17 protein-coding genes are annotated in these 18,552 nt (G+C 71.0%); 4 read left to right on the top strand and 13 right to left on the bottom strand.

All coding sequences use genetic code 11. The features are described 5' to 3' along the window. On the top strand, nt 1–237 hold a 237-nt coding region (locus AB0B33_RS33735), incomplete at its 5' end, for a class II fructose-bisphosphate aldolase (protein ID WP_360779283.1). A 58-nt stretch (nt 238–295) separates the two neighbouring features. Here AB0B33_RS33735 and AB0B33_RS33740 read toward each other — a convergent pair. From AB0B33_RS33740 to AB0B33_RS33750, 3 genes are read right to left on the bottom strand one after another with little or no spacing between them, the layout of a single operon-like run. After that, on the bottom strand, nt 296–700 hold the full coding sequence (locus AB0B33_RS33740; RefSeq protein WP_360779286.1) for a type II toxin-antitoxin system VapC family toxin: 405 nt from the start codon (nt 698–700) through the stop codon (nt 296–298). Next, nucleotides 693–971, bottom strand: coding sequence for a type II toxin-antitoxin system prevent-host-death family antitoxin (locus AB0B33_RS33745; RefSeq protein WP_360779289.1), 279 nt, complete (start codon nt 969–971; stop codon nt 693–695). The genes AB0B33_RS33740 and AB0B33_RS33745 overlap by 8 nt, the downstream gene beginning before the upstream one ends. A gap of 22 nt (nt 972–993) precedes the next feature. Next, complete coding sequence (locus AB0B33_RS33750; RefSeq protein WP_360779292.1) at nt 994–2,166, bottom strand: hypothetical protein; 1,173 nt, start codon at nt 2,164–2,166, stop codon at nt 994–996. A gap of 220 nt (nt 2,167–2,386) precedes the next feature. Between AB0B33_RS33750 and AB0B33_RS33755 the strand changes: the two genes are divergently transcribed. Next, complete coding sequence (locus AB0B33_RS33755) at nt 2,387–2,797, top strand: DUF3151 domain-containing protein (protein WP_247016754.1); 411 nt, start codon at nt 2,387–2,389, stop codon at nt 2,795–2,797. A gap of 63 nt (nt 2,798–2,860) precedes the next feature. Here the strand turns inward: AB0B33_RS33755 and AB0B33_RS33760 are convergent, their stop codons facing one another. Beyond that, entirely contained in the window at nt 2,861–4,084 is a 1,224-nt protein-coding gene (locus AB0B33_RS33760; RefSeq protein ID WP_360779296.1) for a lipase family protein, read from the bottom strand. 87 nt (nt 4,085–4,171) lie between these two features. Here AB0B33_RS33760 and AB0B33_RS33765 point away from each other — a divergent pair, with 87 nt between their 5' ends. Then, nucleotides 4,172–4,816 carry a TetR/AcrR family transcriptional regulator gene (locus tag AB0B33_RS33765; protein ID WP_360779300.1) on the top strand — a complete coding sequence of 215 codons (645 nt, stop codon included), beginning with the start codon at nt 4,172–4,174 and terminating at the stop codon, nt 4,814–4,816. A 12-nt stretch (nt 4,817–4,828) separates the two neighbouring features. On the opposite strand, the gene AB0B33_RS33770 is transcribed toward AB0B33_RS33765, so the two are convergent. The 3 genes from AB0B33_RS33770 to AB0B33_RS33780 all read right to left on the bottom strand — a co-directional run bounded on the left by AB0B33_RS33770 (nt 4,829) and on the right by AB0B33_RS33780 (nt 9,039). After that, nucleotides 4,829–5,995, bottom strand: coding sequence for a GGDEF domain-containing protein (locus tag AB0B33_RS33770; protein ID WP_360779741.1), 1,167 nt, complete (start codon nt 5,993–5,995; stop codon nt 4,829–4,831). A 321-nt stretch (nt 5,996–6,316) separates the two neighbouring features. Then, nucleotides 6,317–7,576, bottom strand: coding sequence for an MFS transporter (locus tag AB0B33_RS33775; RefSeq protein ID WP_360779303.1), 1,260 nt, complete (start codon nt 7,574–7,576; stop codon nt 6,317–6,319). 317 nt (nt 7,577–7,893) lie between these two features. After that, nucleotides 7,894–9,039, bottom strand: a complete 1,146-nt coding sequence (locus tag AB0B33_RS33780; RefSeq protein WP_360779306.1) for an LLM class flavin-dependent oxidoreductase — start codon at nt 9,037–9,039, stop codon at nt 7,894–7,896. Nucleotides 9,040–9,288: 249 nt separating this feature from the next. Here AB0B33_RS33780 and AB0B33_RS33785 point away from each other — a divergent pair, with 249 nt between their 5' ends. Further along, a complete protein-coding gene (locus AB0B33_RS33785; protein WP_360779309.1) occupies nt 9,289–11,175 on the top strand; it encodes an FAD/NAD(P)-binding protein in 1,887 nt (628 codons plus the stop codon). Here AB0B33_RS33785 and AB0B33_RS33790 read toward each other — a convergent pair. The 6 genes from AB0B33_RS33790 to AB0B33_RS33815 form a co-directional block, all read right to left on the bottom strand. Then, nucleotides 11,159–12,265: a glycosyltransferase gene (locus AB0B33_RS33790; RefSeq protein WP_360779312.1), complete on the bottom strand. Its 1,107-nt coding sequence runs from the start codon at nt 12,263–12,265 to the stop codon at nt 11,159–11,161. The two genes, AB0B33_RS33785 and AB0B33_RS33790, sit on opposite strands and share 17 nt — an antisense overlap. Before the next feature lie 18 nt (nt 12,266–12,283). Continuing rightward, complete coding sequence (locus tag AB0B33_RS33795; RefSeq protein ID WP_360779315.1) at nt 12,284–13,177, bottom strand: glycosyl hydrolase family 18 protein; 894 nt, start codon at nt 13,175–13,177, stop codon at nt 12,284–12,286. 444 nt (nt 13,178–13,621) lie between these two features. Beyond that, nucleotides 13,622–15,172 carry an ABC transporter ATP-binding protein gene (locus AB0B33_RS33800; RefSeq protein WP_360779318.1) on the bottom strand — a complete coding sequence of 517 codons (1,551 nt, stop codon included), beginning with the start codon at nt 15,170–15,172 and terminating at the stop codon, nt 13,622–13,624. Beyond that, nucleotides 15,169–15,957, bottom strand: a complete 789-nt coding sequence (locus tag AB0B33_RS33805; RefSeq protein WP_360779744.1) for an ABC transporter permease — start codon at nt 15,955–15,957, stop codon at nt 15,169–15,171. Before AB0B33_RS33805 ends, AB0B33_RS33800 begins: the two co-directional genes overlap by 4 nt. A 43-nt stretch (nt 15,958–16,000) precedes the next feature. Beyond that, entirely contained in the window at nt 16,001–16,954 is a 954-nt protein-coding gene (locus AB0B33_RS33810) for an ABC transporter permease (RefSeq protein WP_247025452.1), read from the bottom strand. Next, nucleotides 16,951–18,522: an ABC transporter substrate-binding protein gene (locus tag AB0B33_RS33815; protein WP_360779321.1), complete on the bottom strand. Its 1,572-nt coding sequence runs from the start codon at nt 18,520–18,522 to the stop codon at nt 16,951–16,953. Before AB0B33_RS33815 ends, AB0B33_RS33810 begins: the two co-directional genes overlap by 4 nt. Nucleotides 18,523–18,552: the final 30 nt, after the last annotated feature.

The raw sequence follows: 18,552 nt of genomic DNA on the forward strand, positions 1-18,552 counted from the left end.
GTGTCCTACGGCGTGGTGAAGATGAACGTCGACACCGACACCCAGTACGCGTTCACCCGCCCGATCGTGGACCACTTCTTCAAGAACTACGACGGTGTCCTGAAGATCGACGGCGAGGTCGGCAACAAGAAGGTCTACGACCCGCGCTCGTACCTGAAGGCCGCCGAGGCCGGGATGGCGCAGCGCGTGGTGGAGGCTTGCCAGGCCCTGGGCTCGGCAGGCACGAAGCTCAAGTAAGTCGTTTCGCGCGAAGGGGCGGCACTTTCATAGGGAAAGTGCCGCCCCTTCGTCGTGTTCAGACCTCGACGACTTCGAGCAGGTTTTCGAGGCCTTTGAAGTCTTTCGCGTTGCGGGTGTACAGCGGAAGGCCGTGGACGGACGCGATAGCGGCGATCATCAGATCCAGCCGGCGCGGTCGTGGTGACCGGCCCGCGGCGATGGTCAGCGCGACCAGCGTGCCGTATCGCGCGGCGGCTTCACCGTCGAACGGCAGCGGGGTGAATTCGACGATGGCCGCGCCCAGTTGCTCGTTCCGCATGGCCTTCGCGGCCGGGTCCGCGGTCATGACGACGCCCTGGTGGAGTTCGGCCATGGTCACCGCGGTGATCTCCGGGAAGTCCGGGAGCACCGCCGGGTCCAGGCTGCCGAGCTCGATGTAGGTGCAGGTGTCGAGGACGCCGGTGGCGTGCCGGTCAGCCACGCGCGCGCTCCCACGGGTTGTCGTCGGCGCTGATGCGATCGTCGCCGAAGAACTCGTCGGCATCACGCCGCAGTTCGGCCGCGTCGACCTTGGGCAGCCGCTTGTGCCGTTCGACCAGCTCTGCCGCGGTGAACCGCTGCCGGCGGGACACCGGCCGCAGTTCGGCGATCTCCACGCCGTTGCGGGTGACGTGATACGTCTCGCCGGCTTCGACCGCGTCCATGATCGCGGCGGAGTTGTTCCGGAATTCGCGCTGGCTGATGACGTTCACCAGCCAAGTGTAGCACCGCGTGCTACACCGTTACCCGCTTTGCGGACCACCGCCGCGAAGCCGGGCCCGCCGCTGCCCACAGCACGAACACCCCCGCCAGCACCACCGCCGCCGTCCAGTACGCCAGTGGTGGGGCCGACTCCGTGTGCGCGTCGCCCAGTACCCACGGCCGGAACTGTGACTGCACCCACAGCGCCCCGTACCCGAACGCCGTCACCAGCAGCGCCCCCGCGCCGGCCTGCAGGACACCCGCGCCCATCGTGAACGCCAGGTCCACCGCCAGCCCGACGAACAGCAGGTAGAACGGCACTGTCGACACCGGGAAGCCCATTCCCAGCAGCAGTGGCCACATCACCGACCGGTACGCGACGTAAGCGAGAGCCACCGAAGTCGCCGCCCAGCGGAAGCCCAACGTCCGGCGCGCCAGGGCCAGGATCAGCGCCATCACGCCGATGCCCCACAGCGGGTACACCCACTCCGGGATCGGCATCGTGAAGTGCAGGATCGCCGTCCGGTCGACCGGGTGGCCGATCTGGTTGGCCGCGAACGAGAGCAGCGAAGGCTCGGCCTCCGGGGTGCCGCGCTCCCACGCGCGCAGGCCCAGGATGCCGTACTCCTGCTGGCCGTTCGGGAAGAACGTGTTCTCCAGGAAGAACGCCCACAGCGCCAGCAGCACGCCCGTCCGGAACCTTCCCGGGGGCGCGGCTCGGAGCCAGCCCAGCAGCACGCCCGCCTGCATGATGCCCGTGCCCAGGTACAGCATCATGTGTGACGGACTCCACGCCGTCAGGTCCAGGCCGTTGACGCGGTGGTTGATGACGTCCAGCGGTGCCGCCACCAGGAACACCAGCAGGCCGATCTGCATCAGGCGCAGGGAGCGGCGATCGGCGCCCAGGCCCGTGTAGCTGTGGATCGCCACCAGCACCACGATGATCACCGTGCCCACGGTGTTGATCAGGTGCGGGGGCGCCAGGTCGTCGCGCAGCCACATGAAGTGCCACGACATGTCCCACGACGAGCCGACCAGCTTGAACGCGAACGCCGCCAGCCACATCCCGTAGCAGAACCGGAGCACCCAGTCCGGCGTCGGCTGCCCGGGGGCGCCGCGGTGCCAGTGCCGCGTGAAGAACAGCCGCGTCTTGCCGACGGGGCTGCGCGGGATCACGTCCACGGGGACGTCGACTGCCTTGGCCATGCCGGACATCATGGCCGGTCATGGTCACGAGCGGGCTAAGACCGCCAAAAACCGGGGTTCACCCGTAGGGGTGGTGGATTTGCCTCCGGCGCGCGCCGGTTGGCATGGTGTGCCGCCATGATGCCGAAACGAGTTGTGGCCGCCGTCCTGATCGGCGCGCTGGTGCTGGCCGGTGGCGGGGTGCTCGGGGCGCTCCTCTTCTGAGGGCAGAATGGGCGGCATGACGCACAACCTGCTCGGCCCCGAGCCGACGCTGCTGCCCGAGCACACCGCCGCCCAGGCCGCGCTCGACGCCGGGAGCGACCCGGCCACCGTCGCGGCCGAACACCCCGACTACAGCGAGGCGTGGGCGTCGCTGGCCGAGAAGGCCTTCGACGCGGGCGAGACCGTCGCCGCGTACGCGTACGCCCGCACCGGCTACCACCGCGGTCTTGACCAGCTGCGCCGCGCGGGCTGGAAGGGCTTCGGCCCGGTGCCGTGGGCGCACCGCCCCAACCAGGGCTTCCTGCGCGCCCTCGCCGTGCTGGGCAAGGCCGCGGGCAAGATCGGCGAGACCGAGGAGTACGACCGCTGCCGCACGTTCCTCGCCGACTCCGACCCCGCCGCTTCCGAGGCCACCGGCCTGAAGTGACGCCTCGTGAGTGTTCAGGGCGGTTCCGGCCGCCCTGAACACTCACGAGAGCCGCGGCAGACCTCAGAACAGGCCGCAGTTGGAGAGGGCCGGGAGGCCGGCGAAGCGGCCTTCGAGCCACGCGAACGCCTCCGGGAACGCCCGCACCGCCGTGAGCACGTGCGTGGGCACCAGCGAGGTGCTGAACTGCACCTTCACGCCCTTGCCGCACCACGTCCGCCCCAGGTCGCGGTCCTGCGCGTAGGGCACGATGTCGTCGAGCGCGCTGTGGACGATCAGCACCGGCGCCGCCGGCTTCAGCGTCCCGATCTTCTGCTCCGCCACCCGTGACGCGTACGGCTCCTCGCCGAGGTACGCGGTCAGCGAGCGGCCGTCGGTGGTCAGCGTCGAGGACTGCGTGAACGCGTGCGCCGCGATCGCCTCCACGGTGCACTCGGTCCGGACCTGCTCGAACAGCTGCTTGCCGCGCGCGTTGAGCAGCGCCGGGATGTTCAGCTCCGGGTACGCGTAGTTCATGCTCACCAGCGCGAAGCCGAGGAAGCCGACCGCGTAGTGGCCGTCGAGGTTCTTCGCCACCGAAGCCAGGTCCGCCGGCACCGCGCCCGCGTACGCGCCCTTCAGCTTCAGCTCGGGCGCGTAGCTCGGCTGGAGCTCCGCCGCCGCGGCCGACGCGCCGCCGCCCTGGGAGTAACCCGCGATCGCGACCGGCCCGTCGTCCGGGAGGCCCGCCTCCGGCAGCCGCTGCGCCGCGCGGACCGCGTCGAGCACCGCGTGCCCCTCCGAAGCGCGGTTGACGTACGTGTGGTCGCCCGGCGTGCCGAGCCCTTCGTAGTCGGTGACGACGACGCCGTAGCCGCGCGTCAGGAGCCCGGCGATGAACGGGCCTTCGTACTCGAAGCCGGCGGCAAGCGCTTTCGAGGGCGCGCAGTCGTCGCCCTCGCCCTGCGTGCCGACGGCGTAGGAGACGATCGGGCGCGCGCCGGCGCCGTGCCACGCCGACCGCGGCGTCAGCACCGTGCCGGTGACGGCGATCGGCGAGCCGTGGGTGTCGGTGCTGCGGTACATGATCCGCTGCACGGCCGCGTCGGCCTTGATCAGCTTGATCGGGTCGATGTAGAACGTCGACGCCTCGTGCCGGATGACGTCGCCGTTGCTGCCCGCGGGAAGCGGTGACGGCGGGTCGTAGAAGGACGCGGCGGAGGCCTGCGGCGGGCCGAGCGTCGTCAACGCCAGCACGGAAACCGTGGCGACGGCCGCGAAGCGGGCGCGACGGGGGAAGATACGCATGCTTGCTCCTCGTTGAGCAGACGAGTGCGCGGGGAACACCTTTTCAGACAGAGGTGTCGGAAAAAGAATCACGTGAGGTGGACCACCATGTCAAGCCCCGCTCCGCGCGGGCGGCCGCGCAAGCTCCCGGTCGGGGAGCAGCGCGCCCGCGTGCTGGGCGCGACCGCGAGGGTCGTCGCGCAGCACGGGATGCAGGGCGCGACGATCGAGCAGATCGCGCGCGAAGCCGGCGTCTCGCGGCAGGCCGTCTACGAGCAGTTCGGCGACCGCGCGACCCTGTTCGCCGAGGTCGTGGCCGCTACCGAGGAAAGCGCCTTCGCCGCCATCGCGGGCCCTTCGGTGGCCGACGAGCAGCCCGGTCTGCGGGCCTGGGCGCGGGCCAACTACGCCAACATGGTCACCTTCGTCGCCGACCACCCCGAGGGCTACGGCGTGCTCCGCGCGGCCGAGCGCGCGGGCGACCCCGCTCTCACCCGGTTGAGGGAGCGGCTGGCCGTCGTCTACGCCGAAGCCAGCCGCAAGCGGTGGGCCGCGCACGGCATCGACTCCGGCCGCGCGGACCGCGCGCTCGTCACGCTCTTCTTCGCGATGACCGAGTCACTGGTCCAGGCCACCTGGGACGGCGAGCCGCCCGACCAGGAGGCCTTGATCGACTTGCTGACCGAGTTCACCGTCGGCGGCGTCGCCCGCCTCCAGACCAAGGCGAGCGACGTCATCGACCGGCTGCGCTGACCCGGGGGGCAGCTAAGCGACGGCCATCTCCGGGAGCGAGACGGAGCCGACCACCCGGTTCCGCCCGCCGTGCTTGGCCGCGTAGACGGCCGCGTCCGCGGACGACATCACTTCCTCGATCGACGACCCGTCCAGCGGGTACGCGGCGACGCCGATGGACGCCGTCTGCCGCTCGATGTCGACGGCGGCGCCCTCGTTGGTCTTGGTGCTGATGATCAGCTCGCTGACCCGTTGCCGGATCCGCTCGGCCGTCACGATCGCGTCCTCTTTGGACGTCGACGGCAGCAGCGCGACGAACTCCTCGCCGCCGAAGCGCCCGACCAGGTCGTGCGCCCTCGTCTCCTGCTTGACCACCGCGGCCACCGCCTTGAGCACGTCGTCCCCCGCGAGGTGCCCGTAGGTGTCGTTGATCCGCTTGAAGTGGTCGAGGTCGATCATCATCGCGCCGAAGCTGCCGTTTTCCCGCTCCGCGCGCGAGATCTCGCGCTGCGCGCCGTCCTGCCAGGTGGTGGCGTTGAGCAGCTGCGTCTTCTGGTCGGTCGTGGCGAGCTCCTCGAGCCGCTTGATCAGCACCGACCGCTGCAGCACGTAGAGCGGCAGGATGACCAGCACCGACAGCAGCGGCTCCTCGTTGAGCACCATCACCAGCAGCGCGCCGACGCACAAGGTGGACAGTTCGAGCAGGTTGTCGTCCATGTTCCCCAGGCAGGACACCGGTGTCGCGCTCTCCGGGTCGGCCAGGTAGAGGCCGAGCCCGGTCAGCGCGGTGTTCACGGTGAAGAAGGCCAGGGCGGCCAGCGTCACGGTCGCGACGCCGCTGCCGATCGTCATGTGACCGACGACACCCGCGGAGAAGGCCGAGAGGATCATCGTGGTCGCGTTCGCGGCCACCCGGTGAAATTCACCCGGACGGGTGCCGGACCAACTCCGGAAGGCCAAGTACACGTACAGAACGACACCAAGGGCGGCGATCAGCTGGGCCGGCAGCAGCAGGCCGGCGGGCAGCAACCACACCGAAGTCATCGAGATGTAGGGCCCGTTGCTGAGGATGCGGCGCTGCCGCTCGAGCCGCCTGCTGACCTCCGTCTGCGCCACCGCCAGGGCGGTGAGCAGCAGAAACGTGCCCAGCTGGGCGACGGTGACCGGCACGGTCAACAGCGAAACGGCCGTCCAGCTCAGCATGACCGCGATGGCGGTCAGCGTCGCGATGATCCAGTCGCGGGGGCGTGTCCACAGTGCCCAGCCCCGCGCGCGAGAAATCAAGTCTTGGCCGCGCTGTTCCCCCGATGTGACCATTTTTCCCCCAGACCCTTGCGTGAATGTACGGTGACAAAGTACTCACGGACAGTTTCAGACCGTTCGCCCGCTGTCCACAAGGGCTTTCGGTGTGTACTTTTTCTGTGACACCGGAACGAGAGGTGGCCAGCGATGCGCGGCAAAGAACAGTGACCGCACAGCGCACCGCAAGGTCGCGCAGGTCGGGCCCACGCGCGGGGCATGTCATGCATGTTCGGCGCGTGCGGCTTCTTTGTCGTGCCAGCGTCCCGGCTCGCTCGATAACGATCGGGCCCACAGCACCGCCAGCGCCACGGTGAGCACCACGCCCACGACGCCGAAGATGCCGACCGTGCCGTGCGGGGTCAGCTGATCCGCCAGCACGCCGCCGATGAGCGGGCTGACGCCCATCATCGTGGTCAGGCCGGTGTTGGACAGGCCCATCACCTGCGCGCGCTGCTCGTCGGGCACGGCCAGGGTCAGCGACGCGGTCGCCTGCAGCAGGCAGACCGTGCCGAACCCGCCGGACACGATGAACAGGACGATCGAGGCCACCGGGCCGGGGTTCAGGAAGCAGAGCACGAGCGGGACCGCGCACAGCGCCGCCAGCGGGCCGATCAGCCGCGGCCGCAGCCGCGCGGGCACCCAGCGGGTGTAGGCGAAGGTCGCGATGACGCTGCCGATCGGGTCGGCGGCCAGCAGCAGGCCGATCGCTTCGGGCCCGCCGCCGGCCGCCGAGACGTACGGCGCCGCGATCCCCTCGTAGACCGGCAGCAGCCCCATCAGCCAGGTGAAGAGCACGAGCGTCCGCAGCGACGAGCTGGCGAACGCCGTCCGGCCACCACCGCCGAGCGTCGCGAAGAAGGACTTGCGCTGCTCGCCGCTCGCCGCGGCCGGCCGGGCCTGGAGGCCGAAGCGGACGAAGGCGGCCGAGAGCAGGAAGGTGGCGGCGTCGATGGCGAGGGCGACGTGCGGGTCGAGGGCGATCAGCAGCGCGCCACCGCCGGCGAAGCCGAGCAGCTGCGCGCTCTGCACGGTCATGCTGCGGATGCCCATGCCGACGACGAACCGGTCGCCGGTGAGCACCTGCGGCAGCAGTGCCAGCTGGGACGCCTTGAACGGCGGGTTGACCAGGGAGACGCCGCCGACCAGCACGCACATCAGCCAGAACGGCATGCCGGGCAGCGCGACGAGCAGGATCAGCCCGGCCCGCAGCAGGTCGACGACCACCATCACGGTGCGGCGGGGGAAGCGGTCGGCGAAGCCGGTCAGGAAGATGCCGCCGAACAGCGACGGGGCGTAGGTCAGGGCGTACGTCAGGCCGGTCAGGGTCGCGGAGTTGGTGCCGGTGAAGACGAGGATGGACAGCGCGACCCTGGCCAGCTGGTCGCCGGCGATCGACAGCAGTTCCCCGAACCACAGCGCCCGGAACTCGGCGATCCCGAACACCTCGCGGAACGTGACTCGATCCGGCGGTGCTGCCATGCGTTTTCTCCCGACCTCTTGTGCAGACCGCGTCAGTCCCACGACCGCCGGTGACGAGACGACCAGTCGGTCATGGGGCAGTCACGGTACGTGAGTTACCCCAGTCAGTGTCCCGTGACTGTTGGTAAATCTCTAGGTTCTTTCGCTGGTATCCAAGGTGTCACGGAGCTTTCCCGAACGGGTCAGACGATAGCCCGCAGTGTCTGACCGGTGGCTCAGGAGTCACCAATGGATCATTCCGTACCCGATGGCCGGAGGACCAGAGGCAAAAGTAGCCACCTCGCGTTCGCGAGGTGGCTACCTGGGGGGAACTGTGCTCAGCCGTCGATCGTGAGGGCGTCCGCCACCGGCCGGCCGGCCGCGATCGCCGCCCGCGCGGCATCCCGCTTCGCGACCTCTTCCCGGACGATCGGGATCACGTACCGCCCGAAGTCGATCGTGTCGCCGAGCATGTCGTAGCCCCGCGCCGACAGGATCTCCACGCCGAGGTCGTAGTAGTCGAGCAACGCCTGCGCGACCGTCTCCGGCGTGCCGACCAGCGCGTTCGAATTGCCCGCGCCGCCGGTCGCGGCCGCCGTCGGGGTCCACAGCGCACGGTCGAAGCGCTCGCCGTTCGCCGCGATCTCCAGCAGGCGCTGCGAGCCCGTGTTCTCCGGCTCGGTGAGCTTGTGGCGGCGGGTCAGCGGCTGGCCGCCCTTAGTGCGGTCCTTGATCGCGCCCACCGTCGCGTACGCCTTTTCCCAGGCCAGCTCCTCGGTCGGTGCGATGATCGGCCGGAACGCGACCTGGATCCGCGGCACGTCGGTGCGGCCGGCGGTCCGGGCGGCGGCCGCGACCGCCTCGATCTGCTGCGCGGTCTGGGCCAGCGGCTCTCCCCAGAGGCAGTAGATGTCCGCTTCGGCGCCCCCGGCGGCGTACGCGGCCGGCGACGACCCGCCGAACGACACACCGGGCCGGGGCTGCTGGACCGGCTTCACGTCGCTGACGTAGTCCGCGAAGCGGTAGTAGCGCCCGTCGAAGTCGAAGGGTTCGTCGGACGTCCAGGCCCGCTTGATGATCTGGATCGCCTCGCGGGTGCGCCCGTAGCGGTCGTCCTTGCTGAGGTAGTCGCCTTCGCGCTGCTGCTCGTGGTCGTTGCCGCCGGTGATGAAGTGGACCGTGAGGCGGCCGTCGGAGATCCGGTCGAGCGTCGCGAACGTCTTCGCCGCGAACGTCGGGTACGAGACGTTGGCGCGGTGGGCGAGCAGGATCTGCAGCTTGTCGAGCTTCGTGGCGACGTACGCGGCCGCCTGCGCGGGGTCCGGCGAGCCGGAGCCGTAGGCGAAGAGCACCCGGTCCCAGCCGAAGTCTTCGTGCGCGCGGGCCAGGCGCAGCGTGTACTCCTTGTCGAACACCCCGCCCGTGCGGGCGTGCGTTTCGGACCCGTCGTGCGTGCCCCCGATGCCCAGGAATTCCACCGGCATGCCGTCACCTTCTCTCCCGTAGCTACTGCAACGGCTACGCCCGGCGCACCGGGAGCGGCAACGACGTCCGCAGGGTGGAACGGCGCACCGGGGCCGGGACGAGCCGACCGCGCCGATCCGGCTTTGCCGGGACCCCGGCTGCCGCGCCGGTCGAACACGACGGGCAGCGACCGGCGCGGGAGCACGCGGGTCGGTTCCGCTCTGTGGGAAGGCACTTCCCCGCGACAACCCCGGCGTAGCTTCGGTTTCGTGGCCGATTCCCCGCCGTTCACCCTCGCCGTCGTCGGCGCCGGACCCCGCGGGGTCGGCGTCCTCGAACGGCTCGGTGCCAACGCCGCGGAACTGCTGGGCGGCCGCCGGCTCGAGGTGCACCTGATCGACCCCTTCCCGCCCGGCCCCGGCCGGGTGTGGCGCTACGACCAGTCACCGCTGCTGCGGATGAACTCCATGCCCGAAGACGTCACGATGTACACCGACGAGTCGGTGAAGATGTCCGGCCCGGTCCGCCCGGGTCCGACGTTGCTCGACTGGGCGCGCAAGGTCCGTGACGGCGGCCTCGACGCCGAGGTCCCGCCCGACGTCGTCGCCGAGCTGACCGCGCTGGACCCCTTCGACTTCCCCACCCGGCGCCTGCAGAGCGCCTACCTGACCTGGGTCTACCGGCACGTCGTCGAGGGCCTGCCCGATGGCGTCGACGTCGTCGAGCACGCCGCGCGGGCGGTCGGCGTGGACGGGTACACCGTCAGCCTCTCCGACGGGACGGCGGTGCGGGCGGACGCCGTCGTGTTCACCGTCGGGCACCTCGACGCGGAACCGGACGACCGCGAGCGCGAGCTGGTGTCGTTCGCCGCGCGGCACGGGCTCGCCTACTACCCGGCCGGCTACACCGCCGACGTCGACTACTCCGCCATCGCACCCGGGGAAACGGTGCTGGTGCGGGGTTTCGGGCTCGCGTTCGTCGACCTGATGCTGCTGCTCACCGAGGGCCGCGGCGGCCGGTTCGAGGAGCTGGCCTGCGGCGGCCTCCGCTACCACCCGAGCGGCGCCGAGCCGGTGCTGCACGTCGGCTCGCGGCGCGGGGTGCCCTACCACGCGAAGATCGGCTACCGGCCGCGCGGGAAACCGGCGCGGCTGCCCCGGTTCTTCGACGCCTACGCCATCGATGCGCTGGCCGGCGCTCCCGGCGCGCTGGACTTCCGCACCGACGTCTGGCCGCTGATCGCGAAGGAACTGGCCTGGGGTTACTACACCGAGCTGTTCACCGGCCACCCGGACCGCGTGCGCCTGGACTTCGTGGTGTTCGCCGACACCTTCGCCGACCTGGACTGGGATTCGCCGGGCATGCACGACCTCGTCGCGCGGGCGGTGCCCGCCGAGGCGGACCGGCTCGACCTCGACCGGATCGACCGCCCGATGGCGGGCCGCGTGTTCGGCACGCCCGAGGAGTTCGGCAAGGAGCTGCGCGAATACGTCGAGGGCGACCTGGCGCGCCGCGCGAGCCAGGAGTTCAGCGCCGACCTCGGCGCGTTCTCGGCGTTGCTCTCGGTGTACAGCCAGCTGCCCGCCTTGGTCCAAAAAGGACGGCTGGACGCGGCCTCGCAGGTGTCCGATATGGACGGCTGGTTCCACGGGTTCTTCTCCTACTACGCCAGCGGTCCGCCGCCGCGGCGCCTGGAGGAACTGCTCGCGCTGCACGACGCGGGGATCGTCTCCTTCGCCGGCGCGGAGATGGCGGTGACGGCGGAGCGCGACGCGTTCGTCGCGTCCAGCGCGAGCTTCCCGGGGACCGTCGAGGCCCGGACGCTCGTCGAGGCGCGGCTGCCGGGCCCGAGCGTGACCCGCGCGGCCGACGGGCTGCTGCGCCAGCTGCGCGACAGCGGCGAGCTGGCCGAGGAAACGGTGGCGGACCCGGTGTCCGGCGCGCGCCTGCCGTCCGGCCGGATCCACACGCGCGTCTCGGATTCCCGCCTGCTCGACGGCACCGGACAGGCCCACCCGCACCGCTTCGCCGTGGGTCCGCACACGAGCGCGCGCTCGGCGGCGGCCTTCACGCGGCCGCGGACGAACGCCCTGTCCTTCCGCCAGAACGACGCCGTCGCGCGCGAAATCCTGGCGCTGGTCAACCCGCCCAGCTGACCAGTTCGTCGAGAACCTGTTCCGGCGGCGGCATTTCCGCGATCTCGGCCGCGATGCCCCGGGCGATTTCGCGCGGCTTCGGGTCGGTGAGCAGCGCACGGGCCGCCGTCTCGAGCGCGGGGATCCGGATCGCGTCGCCCACCAGCGCCTTCGCCGCGCCGAGCGCTTCGAGGGTTTCGGCGTTCGCGAACTGGTCGGCGCCCTGGGGCAGCACCAGCTGCGGCAGCCCGGCGGCGAGCGAGGCGAGCACCGTGCCGGTGCCGCCGTGGTGGACGACCAGGCCGGCGTGCTCGAGGACCTGGGCCTGCGGGACGAACCCGGTGGCGCGCACCCGCTCCGGCAGCGGCCCGAGCGCGGCCGGGTCGCCGGGGCCCAGTGCCACCAGCACGTCGACGTCGAGGCGCTCCAGCGCGCGGATCGCGCCGCGCAGCACGTCGGTCGCGCCGAAGACGACCGTGCCCAGCGTGAGGTAGACGAAGCCGTCGGCAGGCAGCGGCGGCAGCGGGACGTCGGGGTCGTACGGCGTCGGGCGCATCCGGAACACCTTCGGCACGCCGGCGGTGCCCGGGTCGCGGACGCGGTCGGGCCAGACGTCGACGCAGGCGTCGCCGAGCAGCGCGTCCGCGGGCAGCGTCCCCCAGAGCGGCCGCAGCCGTTCGGCGGCGACGGCCAGCACCTCCGGCGGCATGGACCGCCCGATCACGACCGAGACGGCCGGGATCTCCGCCCGGCGCGCGGCGATCGCGGTGCCGACGTCGCTCATCTCGTAGACGACCAGGTCGGGGCGCAGTTCGGGCAGCAGCGGCATCAGGTCGCCGAGCAGGGAACGCGGCAGCAGCTCGGCGAACATCGTGACGCCGACGTCGAGGAAACCCGCGTCCTCGCCGTGGCGCTTTTTGGCTTCGGCCTCCGCTTCGCCGATGCCGATGCCGGCGCGGTGGACCTCGAAGCCGAGGTCGCGCACCTTCGGCACGAACGCCTCGCCGGTGGCGAAGACGACGTCGTGCCCGGCTTTCGCGGCCGCGTTCGCGAGCGGCAGCAAGGGGAACAGGTGGCCGTACGCCGGGCGGCACGTGAAGAGGATCCGCACCGCGCCGAGCGTACTGGGTCAGCCCTTGACGACGGGAGCGATTTGCTGCACCCACTGCTGCGGCGCCGACGTCCCGCCGGGCAGGGAGTTGAAGTACTCCCAGCCGTCGACGCCGCCGAAGTCGGGGTACTTGGAGACGAGGCTGCGCACGGTCGACTGGAGGGTCGACATGGCGACGTAACCACTGCAGTTGGCGGGGTTGGTCACGGTCCCGGCGACGACCTTGCTCGCCGGCACGACCCCGCGGCGGACGATGTTGTCGTAGCCGGTGGTGGTGCTCAGCGAGCCCCAGCCGCAGTAGAACTGCGCGTTGAACCAGGAGATCTGCGCGCCGCGCTCGCGGTAGAGGGTGTCGTAGTTCAGCCCGGAGAGGCCGCCCCCGCCGCTGAGCTCGGTCGCGACCGGGGCGAGCGTGACGAGGAACGAGCTGCCGAAGTCGGCGCGCAGGGCGTCGATGAGCCTGTTGAGGGCGGCGTTGGACATGTGCTCTTCGACGTCGAGGTCGATGCCGGAGAGCGAGTAGGTCCGGATCAGGTTGCGCAGCAACGGGTAGTAGGTGTCGAACTGCGTCTCGAGCCGCTGGAAGCTCCCCGCGGCGGCCCCGCCGACGAACGCGAGCACGTGCACACCGCTGTTCCGGAGCGTGGCGAGGTCTTGCCACATCCGGGTGAACTTGGCGGCGTTCGGCGGATCGTCGTTGAGGTGCACGACACTGTTGGTGTCGAGGTGGATCGCGCCGACGACGACATCGGTGACCCCGGTGCCGCGGAGGGTGAGCGGCGAGACGTAGGCCGAGCCGTTGTAGATGGTCTGGTAGTAGACGACAACCCTGCGCCCGGCGGCGGCCGAAGCCGGCACCGCACCCGAAATCATCAGCACCAAGGCCACGAAGGCCACACCGATCCTCCGCATGGTCCAGACCATACGTCGCGGTGGGTGGCGGCGGGAACACGCACCGTCGATCCTGTCCGGTTTCTTGTCTCCTACGCGAAAGACGTACATCTCGTGAGGCGTGACTCGCGGTGGGATCCGTTCGTCGTCGAGCCGTTCATGACTCCCGACGAGTACCAGGTCATGGGCGGAGCGGCGCAATTCCGGATGTCGTGGGTGACGCAAAGCCGAGGTGCTGGAGGCCAAGCCCTCGTGGGTGCGAGCTCGCTACCTCGGAGGGGTTCCGGCGGGCGACCGGCCGGCCTTCGAAGAGCTACCGCCCAGCCGAGGTTTGGCCGGTGATCTGCGACTTCCCCGCGCCGGTCCGGAAAATCGCGAACGAGGCGGCGTGGCTGCAGAAGCCGGCCCCGCGGCGGATGTAGTCACCCGCGGCATTCCGGGATGGTGGGGTAACCGGTTCCTGTCTCAGCCCACCCCCTGCACCGAACGGCCCGGGATCGCCGCCAGCAGTTCCTTCGTGTACTCCGCCTCCGGCTCCGCCAGCACCCGGGAAGCCGGCCCCAGCTCCACCAAAACACCATCGCGCAGGACGCCCACCCGGTCCGCCAGCTGCCGCACCACCGCCAGGTCGTGCGAGATGAACAAGTACGACAACCCCAGCGAAGACTGCAGCTCCGCCAGCAACGCCAGGATCTGGGCCTGCACCGAAACATCGAGCGCCGACACCGGTTCGTCGCACACCACCAGGTCCGGGCGCAGCGCCAGCGCCCGCGCGATCGCCACCCGCTGGCGCTGTCCTCCCGACAGTTCCGACGGCTTGCGGCGGGCCACCGATGCCGGCAACGCCACCTGATCGAGCAGCGACGGCACCGAGGTACGCGGCAGGCCGAACGCCCGCAGCGGCTCCGCGACGACGTCCTCGATCGAGAACTTCGGGTTCAGCGACGCGTACGGGTTCTGGTACACGATCTGCATCCGCCGCCGCAGCCGGCGTAGCTCGGGGCCGCTCAACGCGGTGATGTCCTGGCCGTCGAAGGAAATCGAGCCCGCCGAGGGGGTCTCCAGCCGCAGCAGCAGCCGGGCCGTCGTCGACTTGCCAGAGCCCGACTCGCCCACCAACGCCTGGGTCTGGCCGCGGGGGATGTCGAACGAAACGCCGTCGACCGCGCGGATGCCGCCGTCGAACGTCTTCGCCAGGTCGCGCACCGACACCAGGGGCTCGGCGGCGGGCGCGGGTGGGCGTGAAGGGCTCGACAAGCTCGGCGCGGCCGCGATCAGCTGCTGCGTATAGGGGTGCGTCGGCGCGCTGACGACCGAAGAGCCCTCCTCGACGACCGTCCCCTGCGAAAGCACCACGATCCGCGACGCGCGATCGGCCGCGACGCCCAGGTCGTGCGTGATCAGCAGGATCGCCGTCCCGGACTCCGCGGCCAGCGACGTCAGGTGGTCGAGGATCCGGCGCTGGACCGTCACGTCCAGCGCCGACGTCGGCTCGTCCGCGATGATCAGCTTCGGCCGGCCGGCCAGCGCCGACGCGATCAGCACCCGCTGGCGCAACCCGCCCGACAGCTGGTGCGGGTACTGCCGAGCCCGCAACTCCGGCGAAGGGACGCCGGCGCGTTCCAGCAGCTCGATCGCCTGCAGCGAAGCCGATCGGCGGTCCGCGAGGCCGTGGATCTTCAGCACCTCGGCGACCTGGTCACCGACCCGGTGCACCGGGTTCAGCGACACCGCCGGGTCCTGCGGGACCAGTGCGATCTCGCGGCCGCGCACCCCGCGCCACCGCTTCTCCGGCAACGCCAGCAGGTCCCGGCCGTCGAAGGTGATCGAGCCGCCGGTGACGCGGCCGCCGCGGGGCAGCAGGCCGATCGCCGCGTGCGCCGTCGTCGACTTGCCCGAGCCGGATTCGCCGACGACGGCGACCACTTCGCCCGCGTCGACGTGCAGGCCGACGTCGTGAACGGCCGGGACCGCCCGGTACGACACCGCCAGTTCCGAGATCCGCAGCAGGGTCATCGGTCTCCTCCGTCCAGCGCGCGGGACAGCCGGTTCGCGGCGAGGACCACCGCCGCCACCGTCAGTCCCGGGAACGTCGTCATCCACCAGGCGGTGGCCAGGAAGCTGCGGCCGCCCGCGACCAGCGCGCCCCACTCCGGCGTCGGCGGGGTCGCGCCGAAGCCCAGGAAGCTCAGCGCCGACACCTCGAGCACCGCCGTGCCGAGCGTCAACGTCGCCAGCGCGAGCACCGGGCCCGCCGCGTTCGGCAGGACGTGCCGCAGCAGCACGCCCGTCCAGCGCACCCCGGAAGCCCGCGCGGCCTCGACGAACACGCCGTTGCGCACGCGCAGCACCTCCGCGCGCATGACCCGCGCGAACGACGCCAGGTTCGCGATGCCGACGGCGATCGCGACGTTCGTCGTGCCGAAGCCCAGCGCCGTGACCAGGGCCAGCGAAAGCAGGATCGGCGGGATGGCCAGGAAGACGTCGACGACCCGCATGATCACCGTGTCCGCCCAGCCGCCGCGGAACCCGGCCAGCAGGCCGAGCGCCGAGCCCGCGACCAGTGCCACGAGCACGGCGATCGCGGTGGCCCGCAACGAGAGCGACGCGCCGTGGACCACCCGCGCGTAGACGTCCCGGCCGGTCTCGTCGGTGCCGAACAGGTGGTGCGGCGAAGGGCCTTGCAAGCGCTCGGCCGGGACGCCGGTGATCGGGTCGTAGCCGGTCAGCAGCCCCGGCACGAAGGCCGCGAGCAGCACGAACGCCAGCACCGCCACCGCGAGCACGAGCCCGGGTCGGATCCGCACTTTCACGTGAAAGTGCGGCTTGGGGGCCGGGGCGAGGTCAACCACGGGCCACCTCCGGCGTCCGGGCGATGCGCGGGTCGAGCAGCGGGTAGAGCAGGTCGACGATCAGGTTGAGCACCACGAACACCAGCGCGGCCAGCACGATCACCGCCTGCACCACCGGGACGTCCTGCGCGGTGACGGCGGACGCGGTGACCCGGCCGACGCCGTCGCGCGAGAACACCGTCTCGGTGATCACCGAACCCGCGACCAGGTTGCCCGCGACGACCCCGGCGACGGTGAGCGTCGGCACGGCCGCGTTGCGCAGCAGGTGTCCGAAGTGGACGCGCCAGCGGCTCGCGCCCTTGGCCGCCGCGATCTCGGCGTACGGCTCTTCCTGTTGCGTCGCCAGGCTCTTGGCCAGTACCTGGCCGATGATCGCGCCGGTCGGCAGGGCCAGCGTGAGCGCCGGCAGGATCAGCGCCGCGAAGCCCTGCGTGCCGAGCGCGGGCAGCAGCCGCAGGCGGAACGAGAAGAACTGGATCAGCAGCAACCCGACCCAGAACGGCGGCAGCGAGATCGCCAGCGACGGCAGGGACAGCAGCGCCTGCCGCAGCCAGCGGAACCGCGTGAACGTGCCGAGGAGCGCCGCGCCCCCGCCGAACAGCACCGCGAACACGAGCGCCAGCCCGGTCACCGCGAGCGTCGGCGGCAACGCCGTGACGACCATGTGCGTCGCGTCGTCGCCGGTCGCGACGCTGCGCCCGAAGTCGCCGTGCAGCGCCGAGACCAGCCGGTTCAGGTACTGGACCGGCAACGGCGAGTCGAGGCCGTACTCCGCGCGGGCCGCGGCGACCTGCTCCGCCGTCATCGACGCCCCGGCCTCCCCACCGGCGAGCTTCGCCGAAACGGCGTCGCCCGGCAGCAGGTAGAGGATCAGGAACGACAGCGTGAACGCCGCCCACAGCACGAACACCGCCTGCCCGACGCGGCGGAGCAGGTAGCGCCTCACGAGAGCCACGCGTCGAACAGCTGCAGCCGTGACGACGCTTCGAAGTCGACGCCGTGCGCCTTCGAGCTCAGCGCGACCACCTGGGTCAGTTCGAACACCGGGACCGCGTAGGCGTGTTCGATGATCAGCTTCTGGGCTTCCTCGGCCGCCGGCTCGCGCTTGGTCTTGTCCACAGTGGACGACTGCGCGTCGAGCGCGACGTCGAGCGGGTTGCCCGGCGTGAGCTTGCTGCGGTTGCCCGCCTTCGTCGAGAACTGGCCGCGCAGGATGTCCGGGTCGGCGCGGGTGACGTTGTACCAGAGGAAGTCGTAGTTCCCGGCCAGCTGGAGCTGCGTGGTCTCGGCGTTGGTGTGCTGCTCGATCTTCAGGTCGAAGCCGATCTTGCGCAGCTGCTGCTGGATCAGCTCCAGCACGCTGCGGTTCTGGTTGAACACGGGCGAGAACACCACGGCCGCGCTCAGCCGCTGCCCGTTCTTGGTGCGGATCCCGTCGGCGCCGGGCACCCAGCCGTCGCCGTCGAGGAGCGCCGCCGCGCCCTTCGCGTCGTACGCGAGCTGCGCGGACAGGTCGCTGACCAGCGGCGTCGCCGAGCCCAGGATGCTCGTGGCGGCCTTGTAGTTCGGCGTCAGCACGGTGTTCACGACCTCGGTGCGGTCGACGCCCTTGAGCACGGCCTGGCGCACCTTCTCGTCGGTGAGCACCCCGCGGGTCGTGTTGGCGTGCAGGTTGAACACGACACCCGGGTTCGGCCGGACGTTCTCGCTGAAGCCGTTCCCGGTGAACTGCGGCTCGTCGACCGGCTGCACGTCGGTGCTCGCGTCGAGCTGGCCCGACGCCAGGCTGCCGGTGCGGACGCCCGGCTCCGGCACGATCTTGTAGTCGATCCCGTCGAGGTAAGCCTCGCCCTGGTGCTTGAACAGCGACGAGCCCCAGGCGTAGCCCGTGCGCTTGACCAGGACGATCTCCTGGTTCTGCTTGAGGCTCTTGAAGACGAAGGGGCCGGACGCGATCAGGCCGTCGCCCTGGCAGCGCTGTTCCGGCGTCTTCTTGAACGCCGCCGGCGCCAGGACGGCGAGCGAAACCGTCGAACTGGCCTGCAGGAACTGGGCGCTGGGCGCGGAAAACTCGATCCGCGCGGTCCGCGGGTCGACGACGGTGGTGCCCTTGTACCCGGCGAGGTAGCCGTAGCCGAGGGGCGCTTTCGTACCCAGCGCCTTGAGGCCGTCGAAGCTGGTTTTGACCGCGGCGGCGTCGACCGGGGTGCCGTCGGAGAAGGTCGCGCCGGCGCGCAGGTGGAAGGTGAACGCCGTCGAATCGGCGGTGCTCTCCCACTTTTCGGCCAGCCACGGCTTGATCTCGCCGGACTTCGGGTCCTGGTCGGTGAGCGAGTCCGCCAGCTGCCGGGACACGTTGATCGAGGCGTTGGTGGACGTCTGCTGCGGGTCGATGCAGTCGGGCGCGGACGAGATGCCGAGCCGGAGCGTGCCGCCGGGTTTCGGCGGGCCGGACGCGGCTTGTTCGGTGCCCGCCGCGGAGCACGCGGTCAGCAGCAGGGGAAGGGCGAGCAAGGCCGCGGTAGTGCGGGCACGGGGGGATGG

The sequence above is a fragment of the Amycolatopsis sp. NPDC049159 genome (assembly GCF_040648295.1).
GTDB lineage: Bacteria > Actinomycetota > Actinomycetes > Mycobacteriales > Pseudonocardiaceae > Amycolatopsis > Amycolatopsis pretoriensis_A.